At 63.1% G+C, this 16583-nt stretch carries 17 protein-coding genes; 11 read left to right on the plus strand and 6 right to left on the minus strand.

What is annotated here, in order from left to right; all coding sequences use genetic code 11:
* Window positions 1-106 precede the first annotated feature (106 nt).
* Window positions 107-1315 (plus strand): LL-diaminopimelate aminotransferase, encoded by a 1209-nt coding sequence (locus AAC023_RS10085; RefSeq protein WP_339740773.1) that lies wholly within the window; start codon window positions 107-109, stop codon window positions 1313-1315.
* 5 nt (window positions 1316-1320) lie between these two features.
* Here the strand turns inward: AAC023_RS10085 and AAC023_RS10090 are convergent, their stop codons facing one another.
* Together AAC023_RS10090 and AAC023_RS10095 are read right to left on the minus strand one after the other, a co-directional pair.
* Window positions 1321-1890: a YkvA family protein gene (locus AAC023_RS10090; protein WP_339740775.1), complete on the minus strand. Its 570-nt coding sequence runs from the start codon at window positions 1888-1890 to the stop codon at window positions 1321-1323.
* A 133-nt stretch (window positions 1891-2023) separates the two neighbouring features.
* Window positions 2024-3475 carry an alpha/beta hydrolase gene (locus tag AAC023_RS10095; protein WP_339740778.1) on the minus strand — a complete coding sequence of 484 codons (1452 nt, stop codon included), beginning with the start codon at window positions 3473-3475 and terminating at the stop codon, window positions 2024-2026.
* Window positions 3476-3606: 131 nt separating this feature from the next.
* Here AAC023_RS10095 and AAC023_RS10100 point away from each other — a divergent pair, with 131 nt between their 5' ends.
* The 6 genes from AAC023_RS10100 to AAC023_RS10125 all read left to right on the plus strand — a co-directional run bounded on the left by AAC023_RS10100 (window position 3607) and on the right by AAC023_RS10125 (window position 8571).
* Window positions 3607-3825, plus strand: a complete 219-nt coding sequence (locus AAC023_RS10100; RefSeq protein ID WP_339740780.1) for a hypothetical protein — start codon at window positions 3607-3609, stop codon at window positions 3823-3825.
* A 169-nt stretch (window positions 3826-3994) separates the two neighbouring features.
* Window positions 3995-4654 (plus strand): DsbA family oxidoreductase, encoded by a 660-nt coding sequence (locus AAC023_RS10105; protein ID WP_339740783.1) that lies wholly within the window; start codon window positions 3995-3997, stop codon window positions 4652-4654.
* Window positions 4655-4714: 60 nt separating this feature from the next.
* Window positions 4715-5107: an MAPEG family protein gene (locus tag AAC023_RS10110; protein ID WP_339740786.1), complete on the plus strand. Its 393-nt coding sequence runs from the start codon at window positions 4715-4717 to the stop codon at window positions 5105-5107.
* A gap of 40 nt (window positions 5108-5147) precedes the next feature.
* Window positions 5148-6509 carry a TldD/PmbA family protein gene (locus tag AAC023_RS10115; protein ID WP_339740789.1) on the plus strand — a complete coding sequence of 454 codons (1362 nt, stop codon included), beginning with the start codon at window positions 5148-5150 and terminating at the stop codon, window positions 6507-6509.
* 37 nt (window positions 6510-6546) lie between these two features.
* Entirely contained in the window at window positions 6547-6801 is a 255-nt protein-coding gene (locus AAC023_RS10120) for a DUF4170 domain-containing protein (RefSeq protein ID WP_339740791.1), read from the plus strand.
* Between the two features lie 12 nt (window positions 6802-6813).
* Window positions 6814-8571, plus strand: coding sequence for an ABC transporter transmembrane domain-containing protein (locus AAC023_RS10125; RefSeq protein WP_339740793.1), 1758 nt, complete (start codon window positions 6814-6816; stop codon window positions 8569-8571).
* Here the strand turns inward: AAC023_RS10125 and AAC023_RS10130 are convergent.
* Window positions 8568-10163, minus strand: coding sequence for an ATP-binding protein (locus AAC023_RS10130; protein WP_339740796.1), 1596 nt, complete (start codon window positions 10161-10163; stop codon window positions 8568-8570). The genes AAC023_RS10125 and AAC023_RS10130 overlap by 4 nt on opposite strands.
* A 153-nt stretch (window positions 10164-10316) precedes the next feature.
* Window positions 10317-10979 (minus strand): sulfur transferase domain-containing protein, encoded by a 663-nt coding sequence (locus AAC023_RS10135; RefSeq protein ID WP_339740799.1) that lies wholly within the window; start codon window positions 10977-10979, stop codon window positions 10317-10319.
* A gap of 104 nt (window positions 10980-11083) precedes the next feature.
* Here AAC023_RS10135 and AAC023_RS10140 point away from each other — a divergent pair, with 104 nt between their 5' ends.
* The 4 genes from AAC023_RS10140 to AAC023_RS10155 are packed head-to-tail and all read left to right on the plus strand — an operon-like array spanning window position 11084 to window position 15092.
* Window positions 11084-11854, plus strand: coding sequence for a lysophospholipid acyltransferase family protein (locus AAC023_RS10140; RefSeq protein ID WP_339740801.1), 771 nt, complete (start codon window positions 11084-11086; stop codon window positions 11852-11854).
* Window positions 11851-13146: a 3-deoxy-D-manno-octulosonic acid transferase gene (locus AAC023_RS10145; RefSeq protein ID WP_339740803.1), complete on the plus strand. Its 1296-nt coding sequence runs from the start codon at window positions 11851-11853 to the stop codon at window positions 13144-13146. Before AAC023_RS10140 ends, AAC023_RS10145 begins: the two co-directional genes overlap by 4 nt.
* Complete coding sequence (gene lpxK / locus AAC023_RS10150; RefSeq protein ID WP_339740805.1) at window positions 13143-14153, plus strand: tetraacyldisaccharide 4'-kinase; 1011 nt, start codon at window positions 13143-13145, stop codon at window positions 14151-14153. The genes AAC023_RS10145 and lpxK overlap by 4 nt, the downstream gene beginning before the upstream one ends.
* Before the next feature lie 9 nt (window positions 14154-14162).
* Complete coding sequence (locus AAC023_RS10155) at window positions 14163-15092, plus strand: lysophospholipid acyltransferase family protein (RefSeq protein WP_339740807.1); 930 nt, start codon at window positions 14163-14165, stop codon at window positions 15090-15092.
* An 11-nt stretch (window positions 15093-15103) separates the two neighbouring features.
* Here AAC023_RS10155 and AAC023_RS10160 read toward each other — a convergent pair whose 3' ends face one another.
* Both AAC023_RS10160 and AAC023_RS10165 read right to left on the minus strand, forming a co-directional pair.
* Window positions 15104-16009, minus strand: coding sequence for a M23 family metallopeptidase (locus AAC023_RS10160; protein WP_339740809.1), 906 nt, complete (start codon window positions 16007-16009; stop codon window positions 15104-15106).
* On the minus strand, window positions 16006-16242 hold the full coding sequence (locus AAC023_RS10165) for a DUF2093 domain-containing protein (RefSeq protein ID WP_339740811.1): 237 nt from the start codon (window positions 16240-16242) through the stop codon (window positions 16006-16008). The genes AAC023_RS10160 and AAC023_RS10165 overlap by 4 nt, the downstream gene beginning before the upstream one ends.
* Window positions 16243-16583: the final 341 nt, after the last annotated feature.

Consider the following 16583-nt stretch of genomic DNA (forward strand, 5'->3'; position numbering starts at 1 on the left):
GGTGTGCCGCATTACCGCCATCGCAGCTTCGAATTTTCGCCCCTTGCTGCCAACACACTCTTGCGAAGGACCACGCCACAGGCTTTGATGGGAACTTATTCGACACATGCCGGACAAAACGATGGAATTTCACCGCACCAAACGCCTTCCGCCTTATGTTTTCGAAGAAGTCAATCGCCTGAAGGCCCAATTGCGGGCAAAGGGCACTGACATCATCGATTTCGGCATGGGCAATCCGGATCTGCCGACGCCGGCCCATGTGCTCGCCAAGCTAAAGGATACGGCCGACAAGCCGCATACAAATGGCTATTCTGCCTCGCGCGGGATTCCCGGCCTGCGCAAGGCCCAGGCGCGCTACTATAAACGCCGCTTCGATGTCGATCTCGACCCGAATTCCGAAGTCATCGTCACGCTCGGGTCCAAGGAAGGCTTTGCCAATCTGGCGCAGGCGATCACAGCGCCCGGCGATGTCATCCTGGCGCCCAGCCCCTCCTATCCGATCCACACATTCGGATTTCTCATTGCCGGAGGCACGATCCGGCATGTGCACGCGCCCTCACCGGAGGAATATTTGCGCGGGCTGAAGCATGCAGTGAGGCATACGGTTCCCAAACCGATCGCCGTGGTGGTGTGTTATCCCTCCAACCCCACCGCACAGACCGCCTCACTGGATTTCTACCGACAGGTCGTCGAGTTCGCGACCGAGCACGATCTCTTCATCCTGTCGGACCTGGCCTATGCCGAAGTCTATTTCGGTGACACGCCCACCCCGTCCATGTTGCAGATTGAGGGGGCGCGGGAGCGGACCATCGAATTCACCTCGATGTCCAAGACCTATTCCATGGCCGGATTCCGGGTCGGCTTTGCGGCCGGCTCGGAACGGCTTGTGAGCGCTTTGGCGCGGGTCAAATCCTATCTCGATTACGGTGCCTATACGCCGGTCCAGGTCGCCGCTTGCGCGGCGCTCGACGGGCCGCAGGACTGCGTCGAGGAAATGCGGACGATCTACAAGCATCGCCGCGATGTGCTGGTGGAAAGCTTCGGCCGTATCGGCTGGACGATTCCCGTCCCCGAAGCCTCGATGTTTGCCTGGGCACCACTGCCGGCCGGTTGCGAGGCGATGGGCTCGCTGGAATTTGCCAAGCAATTGATGGAAGAGGCCGGTGTCGCCGTCGCGCCGGGCATCGGCTTTGGCGAGCATGGCGAGGGCTTTGTGCGCCTGGCGCTGGTGGAAAATGAACAGCGCATCCGCCAGGCGGCGCGCGGCGTTGGCGAGTTCCTGAAAACCCGCCAACCGGCTGTCCGCGCCGTCTGAACGGCCTAGAAGTAGTGTGTGACGCTGGTCGAATGCGACCAGGTTCCGCCAGCCCGCGAGCGTGAGCGGCGGCGGCGCATGCGTGATTGCATCACGGCACGGGCATCGTCGAGCGAGGGCAGGTCCTGGGCACCGGACGCGATCTCTTCGCGGTGAGCGACGAAATCATCATAGGCCTCAAGTTCAGGCGCCAGTGCATTCGCGACCAGTTCGATCATGATCGCATCATCGATATAGCCAATGCCCGGCGTCGAATCGGGAATGAGGTCGTCGGGATCAGCGAAATAGGCCAGCGCATCGAGAACGCGCTTGCGGTCGTCTCCGGCCAGGCGCCAATCGGCATCACGCAGCATGGCGACCAGCGGGCCGAGCTGTTCCAGCCGCTCGCGGACAAAGGCCGGAGGATTGGCCGCTGCAGCCTGCTTGCTCATGGCAGCGACGCCCTCGAGGATGACGGCTTCGTCATCGGCGATGCGTGCATCGCGCGCCTTGGCAAGACGGGCCCGGAAAAAGTCCAGATCGGACTCGCTCAGCTCGAACTCGACCTTGAGCGCGGTTTGGACAGGAGCGGACATCAATTCAACCTCATTATAAGCCGGCCTTGAAAAGCGGGCCGGTCGGCTAGGCCCGATGCTGGCGCCCGAATGGCCCCTCACGACATGCAACATTCCACATCATGGAAATCCTGCAACCGGTATTGACCCTGGATCAATCCCCCGCGAACCATCCGAAGCGCAAATTCTCATAGGCGACGCCGTCAATCGTCAGCCTTCCCTCCAGCACAATCTCGTCCGTACCGCCCGCAGCTTCAGCCGCGAGTATGAGGTCACGGCGATACCGACCGCGAAAACTGACCGGGCCGAGCGCTTCGGTCACCGCATCAAAGGCGATTCTGTCGCCGGTGACCGCCAGATGATCCGGCCAGACCCTCAGCCGGCGGGCATAGCCGCCGCCAATCTCGCCCTGGACCCATTCGCTGGTCGGATCGGAGAAATCAAAGGCTGCCGGCGGATATTCGCTGGATTGCGGATCGGCGACCCAGGGATCAACCTCCCAGGCAGAGCCGAGATAAAACAGGTCCAAGACCCAGTCGCCAATCTGCAGCGCCGATTCATTCACTGGCATGAAATAGCCAAACAGCGCCGTGCCCGGCTGATGCTGCAAGCCGTCCGCCACATCAGCTGCCGCCGTGCTCGCCGCCGCAGACGCGAGGAAGAGCTGGTAGTCCGTGGCGCTTTGCTCGGGGATCTCCTCCATCGGCGTATGGCCGACACCGGGATAAGTCACGGTCTGCGCCTGCTCAATCGCCGTGGCGAACTCCGCCGCCAGCGCGATCGGCACCAGATTATCCGCCTCGCCCCACATGATCAGCACCGGCATGTCCAGGCTGCCAGCCTGGTTGAAGGCATCGAGGGAATGATTCATTTGCGCCCGCGCCAGCGTCGCATCGCGATTTCCCGGGTGCCGGATCAGCTCATAATAGCGATCAATCATCGGCTCGGTGACCACATTCTGGTTGGAGAAGGCATCGCGCAGGGCCTGCTCGACGAGGGGCCGCGGCAGGATATTCTTGAGCCGTTGCGCAATAACCGGATTGGCCATCAGCGTGTAGATGAATGGCGTGTCCTCGTCCGGATCGATCTCGGGCCAGGGGGCACCGGCCGCGTCCAGCAAGGCGAGACTGATCAGGCGTTCCGGGTGCGCCACCGCATAGTCCAGTGCGATCGCGCCACCGCGCGAATTGCCGGCGAGGTGGAAGTGCTCAATCCCGAGATGGGCCCGAACTTCCTCGATAATGCCGGCGGCGCGGACGATCGAGTAATCGCCATCGCGGGTGGCTCCGGTCAGGCCATGGCCGGGCATGTCGACCGATACCACGCGCCATTGCTCACCGAGCAGTCCGGCCCAGCGTTCCCAGGTGTGCAGCGAGGCATTGGAGCCGTGGATCAGGAAGACGGCCGGACAGTCCGCACAGCCCTCATCGCGCATATGCACAGTGACGCCGGAAGACAGCTCGACAAATTGCGAAGGCGGCTGGCCATATTTGGCGACCAGCTCATCATGCGGGATATCCGGTGCCCAGCCCCACCAGAGGATTCCGCCGACCGCCAGGGCCGCAAGCCCCAGCACTGTCATGATCGCACGCAGGACAAATCTCATGAAACCCCCGAATTCTTCCCACCCGCATACTGGCGCAATGCCCCGCCGGGTCAATCACCGGCGTAGGGCCACGTTAACCGTGCGGGCAAACTCTCATCGCCCGATCCGGATCCGGCTGCTAGCCTGACATCATGAATATTGCCCTCAATACCGCCGTCTCCGGCATGTTGAACGCCCAGGCCCAGGCTGGGGCGGCGTCCGAAAGCCTCGTCACTGCCGCGGCCAAGGGTGATGGCGTTATTCAAGCCGTGATTGCGGTCAAGCGTGCGGAAGCCACGCACGAAGCGTCCGCAGCCATGGTGAAGGTCGCTGACGACATGACGAAAACCCTGCTCGACATTATCGCCTGAGCTTGCGTCAGTCGGTGGGTGGCCGGTGGGAGTCATCCCCCGCAACTTGCTGTCTCCATTGGCGTGTTGCTGCAGGCGGGGGATGACGAACCGGCGCCGCAACAGCAAAAATGCAAGCACGGGCGGCCAGGCTCTCGCAATCGGCGGGAAATCACCCTATCTCGGGCCCATGACCGATAAAGTTTCCGTAGACATCGTCGCCGATCTCGTTTGCCCCTGGTGCTGGCTCGGCAAGCGCAACTGGGATGCCGCCCGCAAGCTGGTGCCGGAAATTCCGGTCGAGACCGTCTGGCGCCCCTATCAGCTCGACCCCGATCTGCCGCGGGCCGGCCGTCCCTATGGCGAGTATATGAAAGCCAAGTTTTCGGGCGAGAATACCGAACGCTGGGCCCAGATGCGCACCTATCTCGAAGAGGCCGCACCGGCCGCCGGGATTGAGTTCAAGTTTGACGCCATCCCCGTCCGGCCCAATACACTCAACGCCCATCGCGTCCTGCGCTGGGCCGCCGGTCAGGGGGTCGAGGATGCGGCGGTCGAAGGTCTGTTCCGGGCCTTCTTCGCCGAAAGCCGGGATATCGGCGATACCGCAACCCTCAGCCAGATCGCCGGAGCCGCCGGCCTTGATGGCGAGCTGACGGCCGAGCTGCTCAGCTCGAACCAGGACGAGGCGGCGCTGCGCGAGGAAGAAGCCTTCTTCCGAAAGCTGGGCGTAAGCGGCGTGCCGACCTATATCTTCAACGGCCGTTTCGCGGTGTCCGGCGCCCAGGAGCCGAAAATCCTCGCCGATGCCATCCGCCAGGCCGCGCAGGAACCGCCCGAGCAGGAATAAGGCTTTCCCGGCGCCGTCACAGCTTCTAGGTTTCAGCAGCAATTTTCACGGAGTCGCCCCATGACCGCCATGCAAGCCGTTGCCCTTTATGCCGGCCTGAACATCCTGTTGCTCCTGTTCCTGGCCGCAAATGTCAGCCTCAACCGGCGGCGCACGAAGATCAGTCTTGGCACGGGCAATGATGCGGCGCTGGAACAGGCCTGCCGCACGCATGGCAATGCCGCGGAAAGCCTGCCGCCAGCGCTGATCGCCCTGCTCCTTCTGGGCCTGCTGGGCACCGGCACACTCATCATCCACATCCTCGGAATCGCGCTGACCCTGGGCCGCAGCCTGCATGCCTATGGCTTGCTCACCGACCCCGGCCGCAGCATGGGACGTGTCACGGGAACCGCCCTGACCTGGCTTGTCTTGCTGGCCAGCTCACTGCTTCTCCTGTCCAAGGCGATCAGTTGAGCCATTGCAGCGGACCACCGCCCGGAGCTATAGCCGCAGCATGACCCATCCCAACTCTGCCCCCGACCCGCAAAAACTGCAGGATATCGCCGCCGATCTGATCGCCCGCGCCCGGCGTGCCGGCGCCGATTCCGCCGAGGCAAGTGTCAGCGAATCGCGCACCACCGAGCTCTCCGTCCGCGATGGTGCCCTGGAAGATATCGAGCGCTCGGAATCGCTCGATGCCGGTGTGCGCGTCTTCGTCGGTGCCCGACAGGCCGGCGTCGCTTTCTCGGATCTGTCCGAGCATGGCCGAAGCCTGACAATCGAACGCGCCGTCGCGATGGCCCGACTGTCGCCGGAAGACCCGTTCTCGGCCCTGGCCGAGGCCGAGCGGCTTTGCACCAACCCGCCCGAAATTGCGATGTTCGACCCGACCCAATGGTCGCCGGAAGAGCTGGAAGCGCGGTCGATTGACGTCGAACAGGCCGCGCGCGCCATTCACGGCGTTTCCAAGACCGACGCGGCTTTCGCCAGTTTCGGCCAGGGCGCCGCCGCCTATGCCACCACAACCGGTTTCAACCAGGGCTGGCGCAAAAGCATGTTCAGCTATGGTGCCAGCGTCATCGCCGAGCGCAATGGCGCGATGGAGCGCGATTATGCGGCCACGGCTGCACGGCGCCCGGGCGATTTGCGCACCACATTGGATATCGGCACCGAGGCCGGTGAACGCACAGCGCGGCGTGTCGGGCCGCAGAAGATTGACAGCGGTGTTCAGCCGGTCGTGTTCGACCGCCGCGTTGCCACCACTTTCCTGTCGGCCCTGTGCGGTGCCATCAGCGGCCCGGCCGTCGCGCGTGGCATCTCCTTCCTGCGTAACAAGCTCGGCCAGCCAGTCTTCGCGCCGGGCATCAATATCGTCGATGATCCGCATCGTGACTGGGGCCACAGCTCCTGCGCCTTTGACGGCGAAGGCACGGTCAATCGCCGCTCCAACCTGATCGAGGACGGCCGGCTGACAACCTGGCTGCTCAACAGCGCCGCCTCACGGCAATTGAAGCTGGCGCCAACCGGCCACGCCCGGCGCAGCATGGGCGGAGCGCCGGGCGCCGGCCCTACCAATCTGCATCTGGAAGCCGGCAAGCAGAGCCGCGAGGCGATGATTGGTACGATCGATTCCGGCGTGCTGGTGATGGAAATGTTCGGGCCTTCGCTCAATTCCAATACCGGTGACTGGTCGGTCGGTGTGTCCGGCTACCGGATCAGCAAGGGCCAGATCGATCATCCGGTCAGCGAGATTACCGTCGCCGGTAATCTGATCGACATCTTTGCGCGGTTAATTCCAGCCAGCGATCTGGAATTTCGCGGATCCGTCAATTCGCCCAGTGTTCTGGTCGACAAGCTCTCGGTTGGCGGGCTCTAGACCTGGCCCAGGCCCCACATTTTTCGGGATAGGAAACATGGACAGCACCAAAATCAATCAACAACTCCTGCACCTCGTCATCGGCGGCGAACTCGTCTGCGTCGATCCGCAGAATTGCGAATTCAAGGACCTTGAAGCGGTGGATTTTGTTGGCGCCTACGGCAGTTATGAAGATGCCCGGGCTGCCTGGAAGAACGCCGCGCAACGCACGGTCGACAATGCGCATATGCGCTATTTCATCATCCACGCCCATCAATTGCTCGACCCTCATGCGGACAAGCGCCAGGCCTGACGGACCCAGTATTTGACCGATCAACCCCACCTATCCACAGCCGCGCTCGGACGCCGGCTCTGGCGTGACTGGGTCTCCAAGCGGCCGGGCCTGTGGATCGGGGCCATGCTGCTCTCGGTGATCACCGCGGCAGCAGCGGCGAGCTATGCCGGTCTGGTCGGATGGACCTTCAACCTTCTGGAACAACGCGATCCGGGCTTCTTCCCGATCGCGCCGCTGGCGGCGATCAGCCTCGCGGCGGTGCGCGGTGTGAGCCTGTATTTCCAGACCCTGCAGACCAATCGTCTCGCCCTGACGGTAATGCAGGATTTGCAGAACGCCATGTTCATCAAGCTGGTGCATGCCGATTTCGCACGCCTGCAATCGGAGCCGGTCGGCGGTCTCGTATCGCGCTTCACCAATGACATCACGCTGCTGCGCGAAACCCTGGTGCGGCTGTCGAACAACCTCCTGCGCGACACGATGACGGTGATCTGGGCGATTGCCTGGATGCTGTATCTCGACTGGATGCTGACCCTGTTGGTGCTGGTGGTCTATCCCCTCGCCGCCTGGCCGGTGATCAAGATCGGCCAGCGTCTGCGCAAGACCTCGGCCCAGGCCCAGTCGCAAATGGGCGAAGTGACCAGCCAGCTTGAGGAGAGTTTTTCCGGCACCCGGATGGTCAAGACCTACGGCCTGGAAGATTACGAAGCGGCGCGCGCCGACAAATCCTTTTTCGAGCGGCTGAAATTCCTGTTCAGCATCACCGAGAACAAGGCCCGCGTTGACCCTATCCTGGAAGTTGTCGGCGGCATCGCCTTCGCCGGACTGGTGGGCTTTGCCGGCTGGCGCCTGCTGGGCGGGGAGACCTCGGTCGGCAATATTCTTGGCGTACTGACCGGGATCGGCGTCATGTCACCCGCGATCCGCGCCATTGGCACATTGAGCGCCGTAGTCCAGGAAGGCTTTGCTGTGCTCGATCGCGTCTTCCATCTGCTCGATGAGGACAATCAGGTCGCCGCCGCGCTCGAAGCCCCGGCTCTTGCCGTGAAGACGGGCCGTGTCGATATCGACCATGTCAGCTTCAATTATGCCGATGGTACCGCAGCGCTGCGCGATGTCAGCCTGCACGCCGATGCCGGCAAGACGATCGCGCTGGTCGGGCCGTCCGGTTCGGGCAAGTCAACCATCCTCAACCTGATCCCGCGTCTCTACGATCCCCAAGCCGGCGCGGTGAGGATTGACGGCACGGATATCCGCTCGGTCTCGCTGGCCTCCCTGCGGCGCCATATCGCCCTGGTCAGCCAGGATGTGACCCTGTTCGATGACAGCGTCGCGGCGAATATAGGTTTCGGCCGGCTGGATGCGGGTCGCGAGGCCATCATCGCCGCCGCCAAGGCCGCCGATGCCCATGACTTCATTATCGCCTTGCCCGAAGGCTATGACAGCCCGGTTGGCCCGCGCGGCAGCAATCTCTCCGGTGGCCAGCGCCAGCGTCTCTCGATCGCCCGCGCCATCTTGAAAGATGCCCCCATATTGCTGCTCGACGAAGCCACGAGCGCGCTCGATACCGAATCAGAACAACGCGTCCAGGCGGCGCTGGAAAGGCTCTCTGCCGGACGCACCACGCTGGTCATCGCCCACCGCCTATCGACCGTGCGCAGTGCCGACTGGATTTATGTGATGCAGGCTGGCAGAATCCAGGAACAGGGCCGCCATGACGAGTTGATCGCGCAGGATGGTCTGTATGCGAAACTCTGCCGTCTGCAATTCGGGGATGAGACGCGCTAGCCTTCCGCGTTGAGCGCCAGAACACCGGGCTGCAAATTCTCCATCGGCAGGCGCACCGAAAAAACCGAGCCGGCACCGGGCGCGCTCTCGACGCCGATATCTCCATCCATCAATTCAGCCAGTTTCTTCGAGATTGCCAGTCCGAGACCGGTACCGCCGCTCTTGCGGGACATCGCCGACTCGCCCTGTGTAAACGGCATGAAGATATGGTCGATCAACGCCGGGTCCATCCCGATCCCTGTATCGCTAATCTCGAAATTGACCTCGTGCCGCCCGTCCTCGCTCTGGCCGGCGCGGCAACATACCCGGATCTCGCCGCGTTCGGTGAATTTGACCGCGTTGGAAAGGAGATTGGACAGGATCTGGCGGATGCGGGCCGGGTCGCCACTGGCCTGCCCCTCGGCGCAAGGGTCGATTTCGACATGCAGGCTCAGATTCTTGTCCATCGCCTTCATGCGATAGGGTCCAATCACGCTCCGGACGAGCTCGGCGGGACAGTAATGGGCCGCCTCGACCTCGAACCGGCCGGATTCAATATTGGCCAGATCCAGAATATCATTGAGAATATCGAGCAGAGCGTGACCGGACTTCTGGATCAGCTCAACCATTTCGCGTTGAGAATCCTTCAAATCAGTGTTCATCAGCAAGCTCGACATGCCGAGAACCCCATTCATTGGGGTGCGAATTTCATGGCTCATCGTCGCCAGGAATTTTGATTTGGCGCGACTCGACTCGGTGGCTTGCTGCCGGGCCTCAAGCAGATCATGGACATCTGTCAGCGCGCCGACCAGCCGGGTCGGTTCACCGTCCGGCGTGCGCACGGCTTCGCCGCGCAGCCGGAACCAGCGATGGGCACCGTCGGCCACCTTGAACCGGACGGACATGTCAAAAGGGCGTCCGGCACGGAAATGGGCCTGCAGCGCCGACTCAACCCGGGGGCGATCCTCGCGGTGCAACAGGGCACGCAGCATATCGGCTGGCGTCGTCGATTCGCGTGGCTTGTCACCGAGCAATTCGCGGCAACGTGCGGAAGTGTAGACTTGGTCAGTCTCGAGACACCAGTCGACAATCCCGTCAGACATGCCCCGGATCGCCAGGCTGGCCCGCTCTCCGGTTTCGATCGCCAGGATTTCGGCCGTCAGCCGGCGCCGGTAATGGTGCATGACCTTGAGCAGGCTGTCAGCGTTTTCAATCGGCCGTTTGAACAGCACGGCGATGACACCGATAGATTGGGCACCATGATAGAGCGGTGTTCCGGCATAGCCGCGAATTCCCATCTCCTCGAGCATGTAGTCGTCCGGAAATTCCTGGGCGACGCGGTCTTCAAACACCAACGCCCCCGATTTCATGACCCGGGCGCAGGGCGTGCCCGCGACCGGATAGCTGAAATTCCCGCTGACCGCGCCCGGGGATGCGACGTGCAAGGTCCGCATCTGCCGGTGACCGGGATCGATACGCCCGAGATAGACACTGTCCGCGTCGAAAAAATCGGCAACCAGGCTGACAAAGGCTGACAGAAATGCCTGACCGGACTCGCGAGACAGTCGGGCGTTCAGCCCGTCTAGCAGCTCGCCCGTCCTGTGTGCATCCATCACCCTGTTCTGCATTTTCCAGCTCCCGGTACCATGACACCTGTCCGAGTGGACCGGATGCCAACGTGGTTAACGGGTATTAATCTGCCGGAAAGCTGGGGAAAGAGTCGTCATATCTGATGAATCGGCCAGGCATAAAGAATCAAGGCGCGATTATTCGCGGCGAAGCAGCCGCTCGGTGAGCATGTTTCCCCACCAGCTCGACATGAAACTCGCCTGCACGGCATCACGGTCATAGACCGTCTCGACCCAATCCATGAAACCGATCGGATGAGCCTCGTTATAGGCGCGATAAGTCTCGAAAAAATAGTCGAGCACGCCGGTCTTTCCGGCTTTCACATGCAGGTATTTCAGCGACAAATGCTCGATCGCCTGCTCATAGGGCAGGTTGAGATGGGTCAGCGCGAACAGCACCGAGATCAATCCGGCCCGGTCCGCACCGGATTTGCAGTGCACCAGGGCGGGATATTCGATCGAATCGAAAACCTTCACCGCACGCTGGATACGGTCGACATAGGGCGCCTCGCGTGATCCGAACGGCATGTCATGCAGGGCCAGACCATGCCGTTCGCAGGCCTCGCGCTCGAAATCATAATAGCAAACGCCAGGCTGGGGCCCCCGAATGTTCAGAATCGTCTTGAATCCTTCGGACGCCAACCATTCGATCCGGTCCGGCGATGGCTGATTGGCACGCCACAGGCCGCCGCCGACCTCGTACATATTGTGGAAGCGCAGGCGCAGCACGCCGTGATCCTTCCACAAATAGTCGCTCCAGGCGCGTTTGCGATCCTCGGGATCGGTGAGATCATAGGCCATGCGGTTTCTTTCTTGCTGCGACCGGATTTAGGATGCCCGCGCCGGTGAGGCAACCGCGCGCCGTGCTTGACCTTTAAGCCGGTGAAGGCGAGCAAGGGTACACAATGTTGAAACGCTTGCTGTCAAAGCCCTGGGGCCAGGAAATCGCCGCCTTCCTCGCACTGCTCTATGTCGAGTCGGTGCGCCGCTCGATTCGCTGGGAAGTGCGCAATGGCGATTATGTCCAGAAAGTCTGGGACGAAAACCTGCCGATTCTCGGCTGTGTCTGGCACGGCCGCGTCCTGATGGCGTTGCAGGCCTGGAACCAGCATTACGACCGGATGGTCGCACTGGCATCGCGCTCACGTGAGGGCGATATCGGCTCGCGCTTTGCGCGCTGGTACAAGGTCGGACTGGTACGCGGTTCCTCGCGCAATGCCAGAAAGCCGGAGGCCAGCAAGGGCGGGGAAGCCGCCTACCGCGCCATGGTCAGCCATCTCAGCCAGGGCGGCAGCGGGGCTGTGACGCCCGATGGTCCGCGTGGACCGCGAATGCGCGCCGGGTTTGGTGCGATCCGTATGGCCCGCGATACCGGCGTTCCGATCATTCCGGTGACCTGGTCGACCCGGCGCAAGACCGTGTTGCACAAGGCCTGGGACAAGCATTGCCTGCCACATTACTTCACTCGCGGCATCATCATCTGGGGCGACCCGATCTATGTCCCCAAGACGGCGACCCCCGAGGAAATGGAGGCCGTCCGGCTCCAGCTCGAAACCCGGCTCAATGAGCTGACCCGCGAAGCCGATGAGGCTGTCGGCGGCGAGATTATCGTGCCCGACAGCGAAATCCGCCCCGGCACGGGAAGCCGGGCAAGTGCCAGGGGAGCAAAGCCGTGAGCCTGCCACCGGCACTGACGGCCTATCGCGTTCTGATGCGCTGTGCATCGCTGCTGGCTGTGCCGCTGCTCATCCAGCGGGCCCGCGCTGGCAAGGAAGACCCTGAACGCCGCAATGAACGCCTCGGCCGGCCGACCTTCCCGCGGCCGCCCGGACGCCTGGTCTGGCTGCACGGAGCGAGTGTCGGCGAGAGCCTGGTCCTGGCCGGCCTGGTAACGGAATTCGCCGCCGCCCACCCGGAATTGCGCTTCCTGGTCACCACCGGGACCATGACCTCGGCACGGCTGATGGCCAAGCGGCTGCCCCCGGTCGCGCGTCACCAGTATCTCCCGATCGATACCCTTTCGGCGGTAACCGGGTTTCTCGACTACTGGAAACCCGGCCTCGCCGTCTTCGCCGAATCCGAACTCTGGCCCAATCTGGTGATCGAGACGGCTCAGCGCGGCATTCCGATGGCCCTGGTGAATGCCCGCATGAATGACCGCTCGCTCGCCAACTGGCAAAAGCGGCCGGACTCGGCGCGTTACCTTCTGGGCTGTTTCGACTGGATCGGAGCGGCCGATAGCCGCACCCGCGACGGGCTGGAAAATCTGACCGGCAAGGCGGTGACCCTGGCCGGCAATCTCAAGCTTGAAGTTCGGTCCGAGGCGCCCGATCCACAGGCCCTGGCACAGATCCGCAAACGGTTTGACGGTCGTCCGGTCTGGCTGGCCGCCTCGACCCATCCCGGCGAGGAAGCGACCATTCTCCACGCCCATGCCCTGACTCTGAAAGTCCATCCCGATGCGCTGCTCATCCTCGCCCCGCGGCATCCCGAGCGTGGCGACGAGGTGGCACGGCTGATCGACAAGCAGGGCTTCCGCTTCGTGCGCCGTTCGGCCGGAGAGATACCATCCGCCAATCAGCAGATCTGGCTTGCCGACACGCTCGGCGAAATGGCGCTTTGGTATGGCGCCGCCCGGCTGGCGCTGATCGCCGGTAGCCTTTTGCCCGATATTGGCGGCCACAACCCGATCGAGGCGAGCCAGGCCGGCGCTGTGGTGCTCAGCGGTGCACACACCGCCAGTTTCGACGACCTCTATGCCCTCTACCGCCAGCACGAGGCGGTGATCACAGTGAGCAATGCGGCCAGTATCGCGGCAGCACTGGAAAGAGTCTGGTCGCATCGGGGCCCGTCCATCAAGGCGGCCAAGGCCGCCATCACCGAGGCATCAGGCGGCGCCATGGCGACCAGTCTCGCCGCGCTGGAAGCCTTGCTGGAGCACGGCAAACCTGCGGAGATCGCGTCATGAGAGAGCCCGCCTTCTGGCGCACGGATGGCGGTCGCGGCTCGGGGAGTCTGGTCCGGGCCCTGTTGACGCCCCTGAGCTGGATCTATGGCTGGGCCACGGCGCGGCGCATCCGCAGAACCGAACCGCTCGATCCCGGCATTCCAGTGATCTGCATCGGCAATCTCACCCTGGGCGGGACCGGCAAGACGCCGATTGCCCAGACCATCCTGACCCGGCTGCATGATATGGGCTTTCGCGCCCATGCCCTGTCACGCGGCTATGGCGGCGCGCTGAAGGGACCGGTCCGGGTCGATCCGGCAACGCATACCGCCCGTGACGTCGGTGATGAACCGCTCTTGCTGGCCCGAGTCGGGCCGGCCTGGATCAGCCGCGACCGGCCGGCGGGTGCCCTCGCCGCTGTCGCGGAATCGGCGGAGATACTGGTACTCGATGACGGGCACCAAAACCCGACCCTGCGCAAACAACTCTCCTTCGTCGTGATTGATGGCGAGACGGGCTGGGGCGCCAACAAGGTATTCCCGGCCGGGCCACTGCGTGAATCCGTCACAACCGGCCTGGCCCGCGCTGACGCGGTGATCGTGATGACGCGCAATGCCGACACCCTGCCCGACTATCAGGGCCTCGGACTGGCCGATCTTGAAATCCCCATCCTGCACGCCTGGCTGGCCCCGACCCAGGCGCCGCCGCGCGGATCGCTGGTCGCCTTTGCCGGTATTGGCCGGCCTCAGAAATTCTTCGATGCGCTGAACGCCGCCGGTGCCGATCTGTCGGAAACCGCCCAGTTCTCCGATCACCACGCCTATTCCAAGGGTGATCTGAAACGCCTGCAACGCCTGGCCAAGGCCCATAAATCCGCACTGATCACGACAGAGAAGGATTGGGTCCGATTGCCCGCCGCCATGCAGGACAGGGTGACCGCCTGGCCGGTCCGGGCCGAATTCGCCAATCCGGCGGCGCTGGACAGCCTGTTGCGGGACGTGATGGACGCGAGCGCGCCGGGCGGCTAAATCCGGTTCATGATTGAAGCGCAACGCAATGCCTCCTTCCTGACCCGCGCCGGCTGGCACGCCGAAGCCCTGGCCTGGGATGCTTATAATGCCTGGTATCGCGCCAAGGGGCTGGATGGCGCGTCGGACGCGGGCGGCGAATTGCTGCAGCGCCTCGGCCCCCTTACCTCGACCCACAAAATAGCCCGCATCAATATGCAGCGCTGCTTCCCCGAAGCCGCCGAGCCGGAGATCGACCGGCTCTTGCGCGGCATGTGGGATAATTTCGGGCGGCTGGCCGGCGAGATGCCGCACATGCATTTGTTCGAGGACGATGCCTTCTTCGAGGAAAGGGTCGAATTCATCGGCCGCGAAAAGCTCGAGGCGGCGCGCGATGCCAAGCAGCCGCTGGTCATCATCTCGACCCATAGCGCCAATTGGGAAATCTCCGGCACGGCGATCTCCAAGACCGGCCTGCCCTGCTACATCACTTACCGGCCGGCCAATAACCCGCTGATCGATGAGCGCATTCTTGCCGCCCGCGCCGATTACGGCATCAAGCTGATGACCGCCAAGGGCGGCGATGGTGCCAAGGAATTGCTGCAGACATTGAAGCGCGGCGAGACCGTGGCGCTGATGAACGACCAGAAGATGAATGACGGCGTCGAAGCGCCCTTCTTCGGTCATCCCTCTATGACCGCGCCGGGTCCGACCAAGCTGGCGATGCGCTTCAATTGCCCGCTGGTGCCGCTCTCGGTGCGCCGGCTCGAAGGCGCACGCTTCCGGATCGAGATCCATGACCCGATCGAGCTATCGGCCAATCCGGACAAGCCGGCCGCGATCATCGAGACGGTGACGCGGATCAATCAATGGATTGAATCGGAAATCCGCAAGGCGCCGGAGCAATGGTTCTGGGTCCATCGCCGCTGGGCCAAGGATGTCTATCGCGACAAGTCCTGATCGCGGGGGGCCTATTCGACCGGGTGCAGCTCGGCCGGATCGAGTTCGAGCAGCAGGGCCGGGTCGACATAGAAATTATTCTGGAACTTCACCCGCCAGTCGAGATGGGGCCCGGTGGCGCGGCCGCCGGAACCGATCTCGCCGATCAATTGTCCCTGCTCGACCATATCGCCAACGGCGACATGCACGGCGCTCATATGCAGGAAACAGCTGACGACGCCCTGACCATGGTCGAGGAAGATCAGACCGCCTTCATAATACATGTCCGGCTCGGCCAGGATGACGCGTCCGGCGGCGGGCGCCACAATCGGGGTGCCCGGATCATTGGCCCAGTCCAGGCCCCAATGCGGATTGCCCGGCGTGCCGTTATAGATTCGTTGCGAGCCATAAACACCGGTGGTGATGCCCTCGGCCGGACGGATGAAGCCGGCCAGAAAGCCTTCCCCGTCCCAGCGGGTCGCGAAGGCGGCCTGTTTCTGGGCGTATTCGCGCTGGCGCCGCGGCAGGGTCGAGGCGTCGGGCGTGACGGTCGATTGCGGCACGCCTTCAATGCGCTGGATGGCGAATTCGCGCTGGGTGATGGTTTGCATGCGATCAATCCGCTCGCCTGCGGCCGCGACCGTGAAGCGCAGCTCGTCCGGTGCATCACGCGGAATGCCGAGCACGGTCCAGCCCGAGCCATCGGCCTCGGCCGTGACCTCTCCCAGGCTGACCTGGCTGCCGGGTCCGTAATTGCAGATCAGCAGTCCGCCCTCGGCGAAATCACCGGCACAGCCCTGCACCGGTTCGCGCAGCGCCGGCGCAGCCATGACAGCCGCATCACGGGCGTCAGGCGATTGCGACGCGATCATCTCGCCGATCGGGTCGAGCGGCGCGGTGCCGGATTGCAGGATCAGAGCGGCGAGGAGCGCGATCATTGGCCGCGCTCGCCATTGATCTCGGCCCAGCGCCGCGTCGCGATAATGCTGTCGCGATAGGCTTCCTGGTCATCAACGCTCCAATAGCGCAGGTCCGTCAGCGCGATCGGATCGCCGGTCACGGCGCAGCGCACAAAGGCACCCGGCTTGAGGATGATGAAATCGGCATCGCCGAATTCCAGGATGGCTTCACCCGAGAAATCAGCTTCGAAAGGATTGTCTGTCTGGCTCATGAAACCCGTCTAGCATGCGTTGGCGGACAAGGGGAATGGGTGGCCTGCGCCTGCAGGAAAATCTCCACGCGGCGGGCCGCTGGAGGTTTGAGTGGTTCCTCCCCGGATTGGGAGGTGTGTGGGACGCCGGCGAATGCCGGTTTTTGGTTTAGTTTAGTGTGACATCCGAGACGTCCCACACGTGGAGATTTACTCAGGCCCCTCGCGGGTCCTGCCTCGAAATGACCAGGGACGACCAGTCGAGCATTCATGCTGGCCTTCCCCGATCATGGCCTCACCAGAACTCGGGATGTCACCCCTCTGCCCGGACGAGCTCCACGCTCCCGATCGCCGCAAATGAC

The sequence above is a fragment of the uncultured Maricaulis sp. genome (assembly GCF_963976135.1).
GTDB lineage: Bacteria > Pseudomonadota > Alphaproteobacteria > Caulobacterales > Maricaulaceae > Maricaulis.

Coding starts and splice junctions, on each gene's coding strand:
- AAC023_RS10120 (WP_339740791.1), top strand. CDS start 6,547: ATGGACAGCACCAAAATCAATCAACAACTCCTGCACCTCGTCATCGGC.
- AAC023_RS10130 (WP_339740796.1), bottom strand. CDS start 10,163: ATGGATGCACACAGGACGGGCGAGCTGCTAGACGGGCTGAACGCCCGA.
- AAC023_RS10160 (WP_339740809.1), bottom strand. CDS start 16,009: ATGATCGCGCTCCTCGCCGCTCTGATCCTGCAATCCGGCACCGCGCCG.
- AAC023_RS10135 (WP_339740799.1), bottom strand. CDS start 10,979: ATGGCCTATGATCTCACCGATCCCGAGGATCGCAAACGCGCCTGGAGC.
- AAC023_RS10110 (WP_339740786.1), top strand. CDS start 4,715: ATGACCGCCATGCAAGCCGTTGCCCTTTATGCCGGCCTGAACATCCTG.
- AAC023_RS10140 (WP_339740801.1), top strand. CDS start 11,084: ATGTTGAAACGCTTGCTGTCAAAGCCCTGGGGCCAGGAAATCGCCGCC.
- AAC023_RS10095 (WP_339740778.1), bottom strand. CDS start 3,475: ATGAGATTTGTCCTGCGTGCGATCATGACAGTGCTGGGGCTTGCGGCC.
- lpxK (WP_339740805.1), top strand. CDS start 13,143: ATGAGAGAGCCCGCCTTCTGGCGCACGGATGGCGGTCGCGGCTCGGGG.
- AAC023_RS10090 (WP_339740775.1), bottom strand. CDS start 1,890: ATGTCCGCTCCTGTCCAAACCGCGCTCAAGGTCGAGTTCGAGCTGAGC.
- AAC023_RS10165 (WP_339740811.1), bottom strand. CDS start 16,242: ATGAGCCAGACAGACAATCCTTTCGAAGCTGATTTCTCGGGTGAAGCC.
- AAC023_RS10115 (WP_339740789.1), top strand. CDS start 5,148: ATGACCCATCCCAACTCTGCCCCCGACCCGCAAAAACTGCAGGATATC.
- AAC023_RS10100 (WP_339740780.1), top strand. CDS start 3,607: ATGAATATTGCCCTCAATACCGCCGTCTCCGGCATGTTGAACGCCCAG.
- AAC023_RS10155 (WP_339740807.1), top strand. CDS start 14,163: ATGATTGAAGCGCAACGCAATGCCTCCTTCCTGACCCGCGCCGGCTGG.
- AAC023_RS10085 (WP_339740773.1), top strand. CDS start 107: ATGCCGGACAAAACGATGGAATTTCACCGCACCAAACGCCTTCCGCCT.
- AAC023_RS10105 (WP_339740783.1), top strand. CDS start 3,995: ATGACCGATAAAGTTTCCGTAGACATCGTCGCCGATCTCGTTTGCCCC.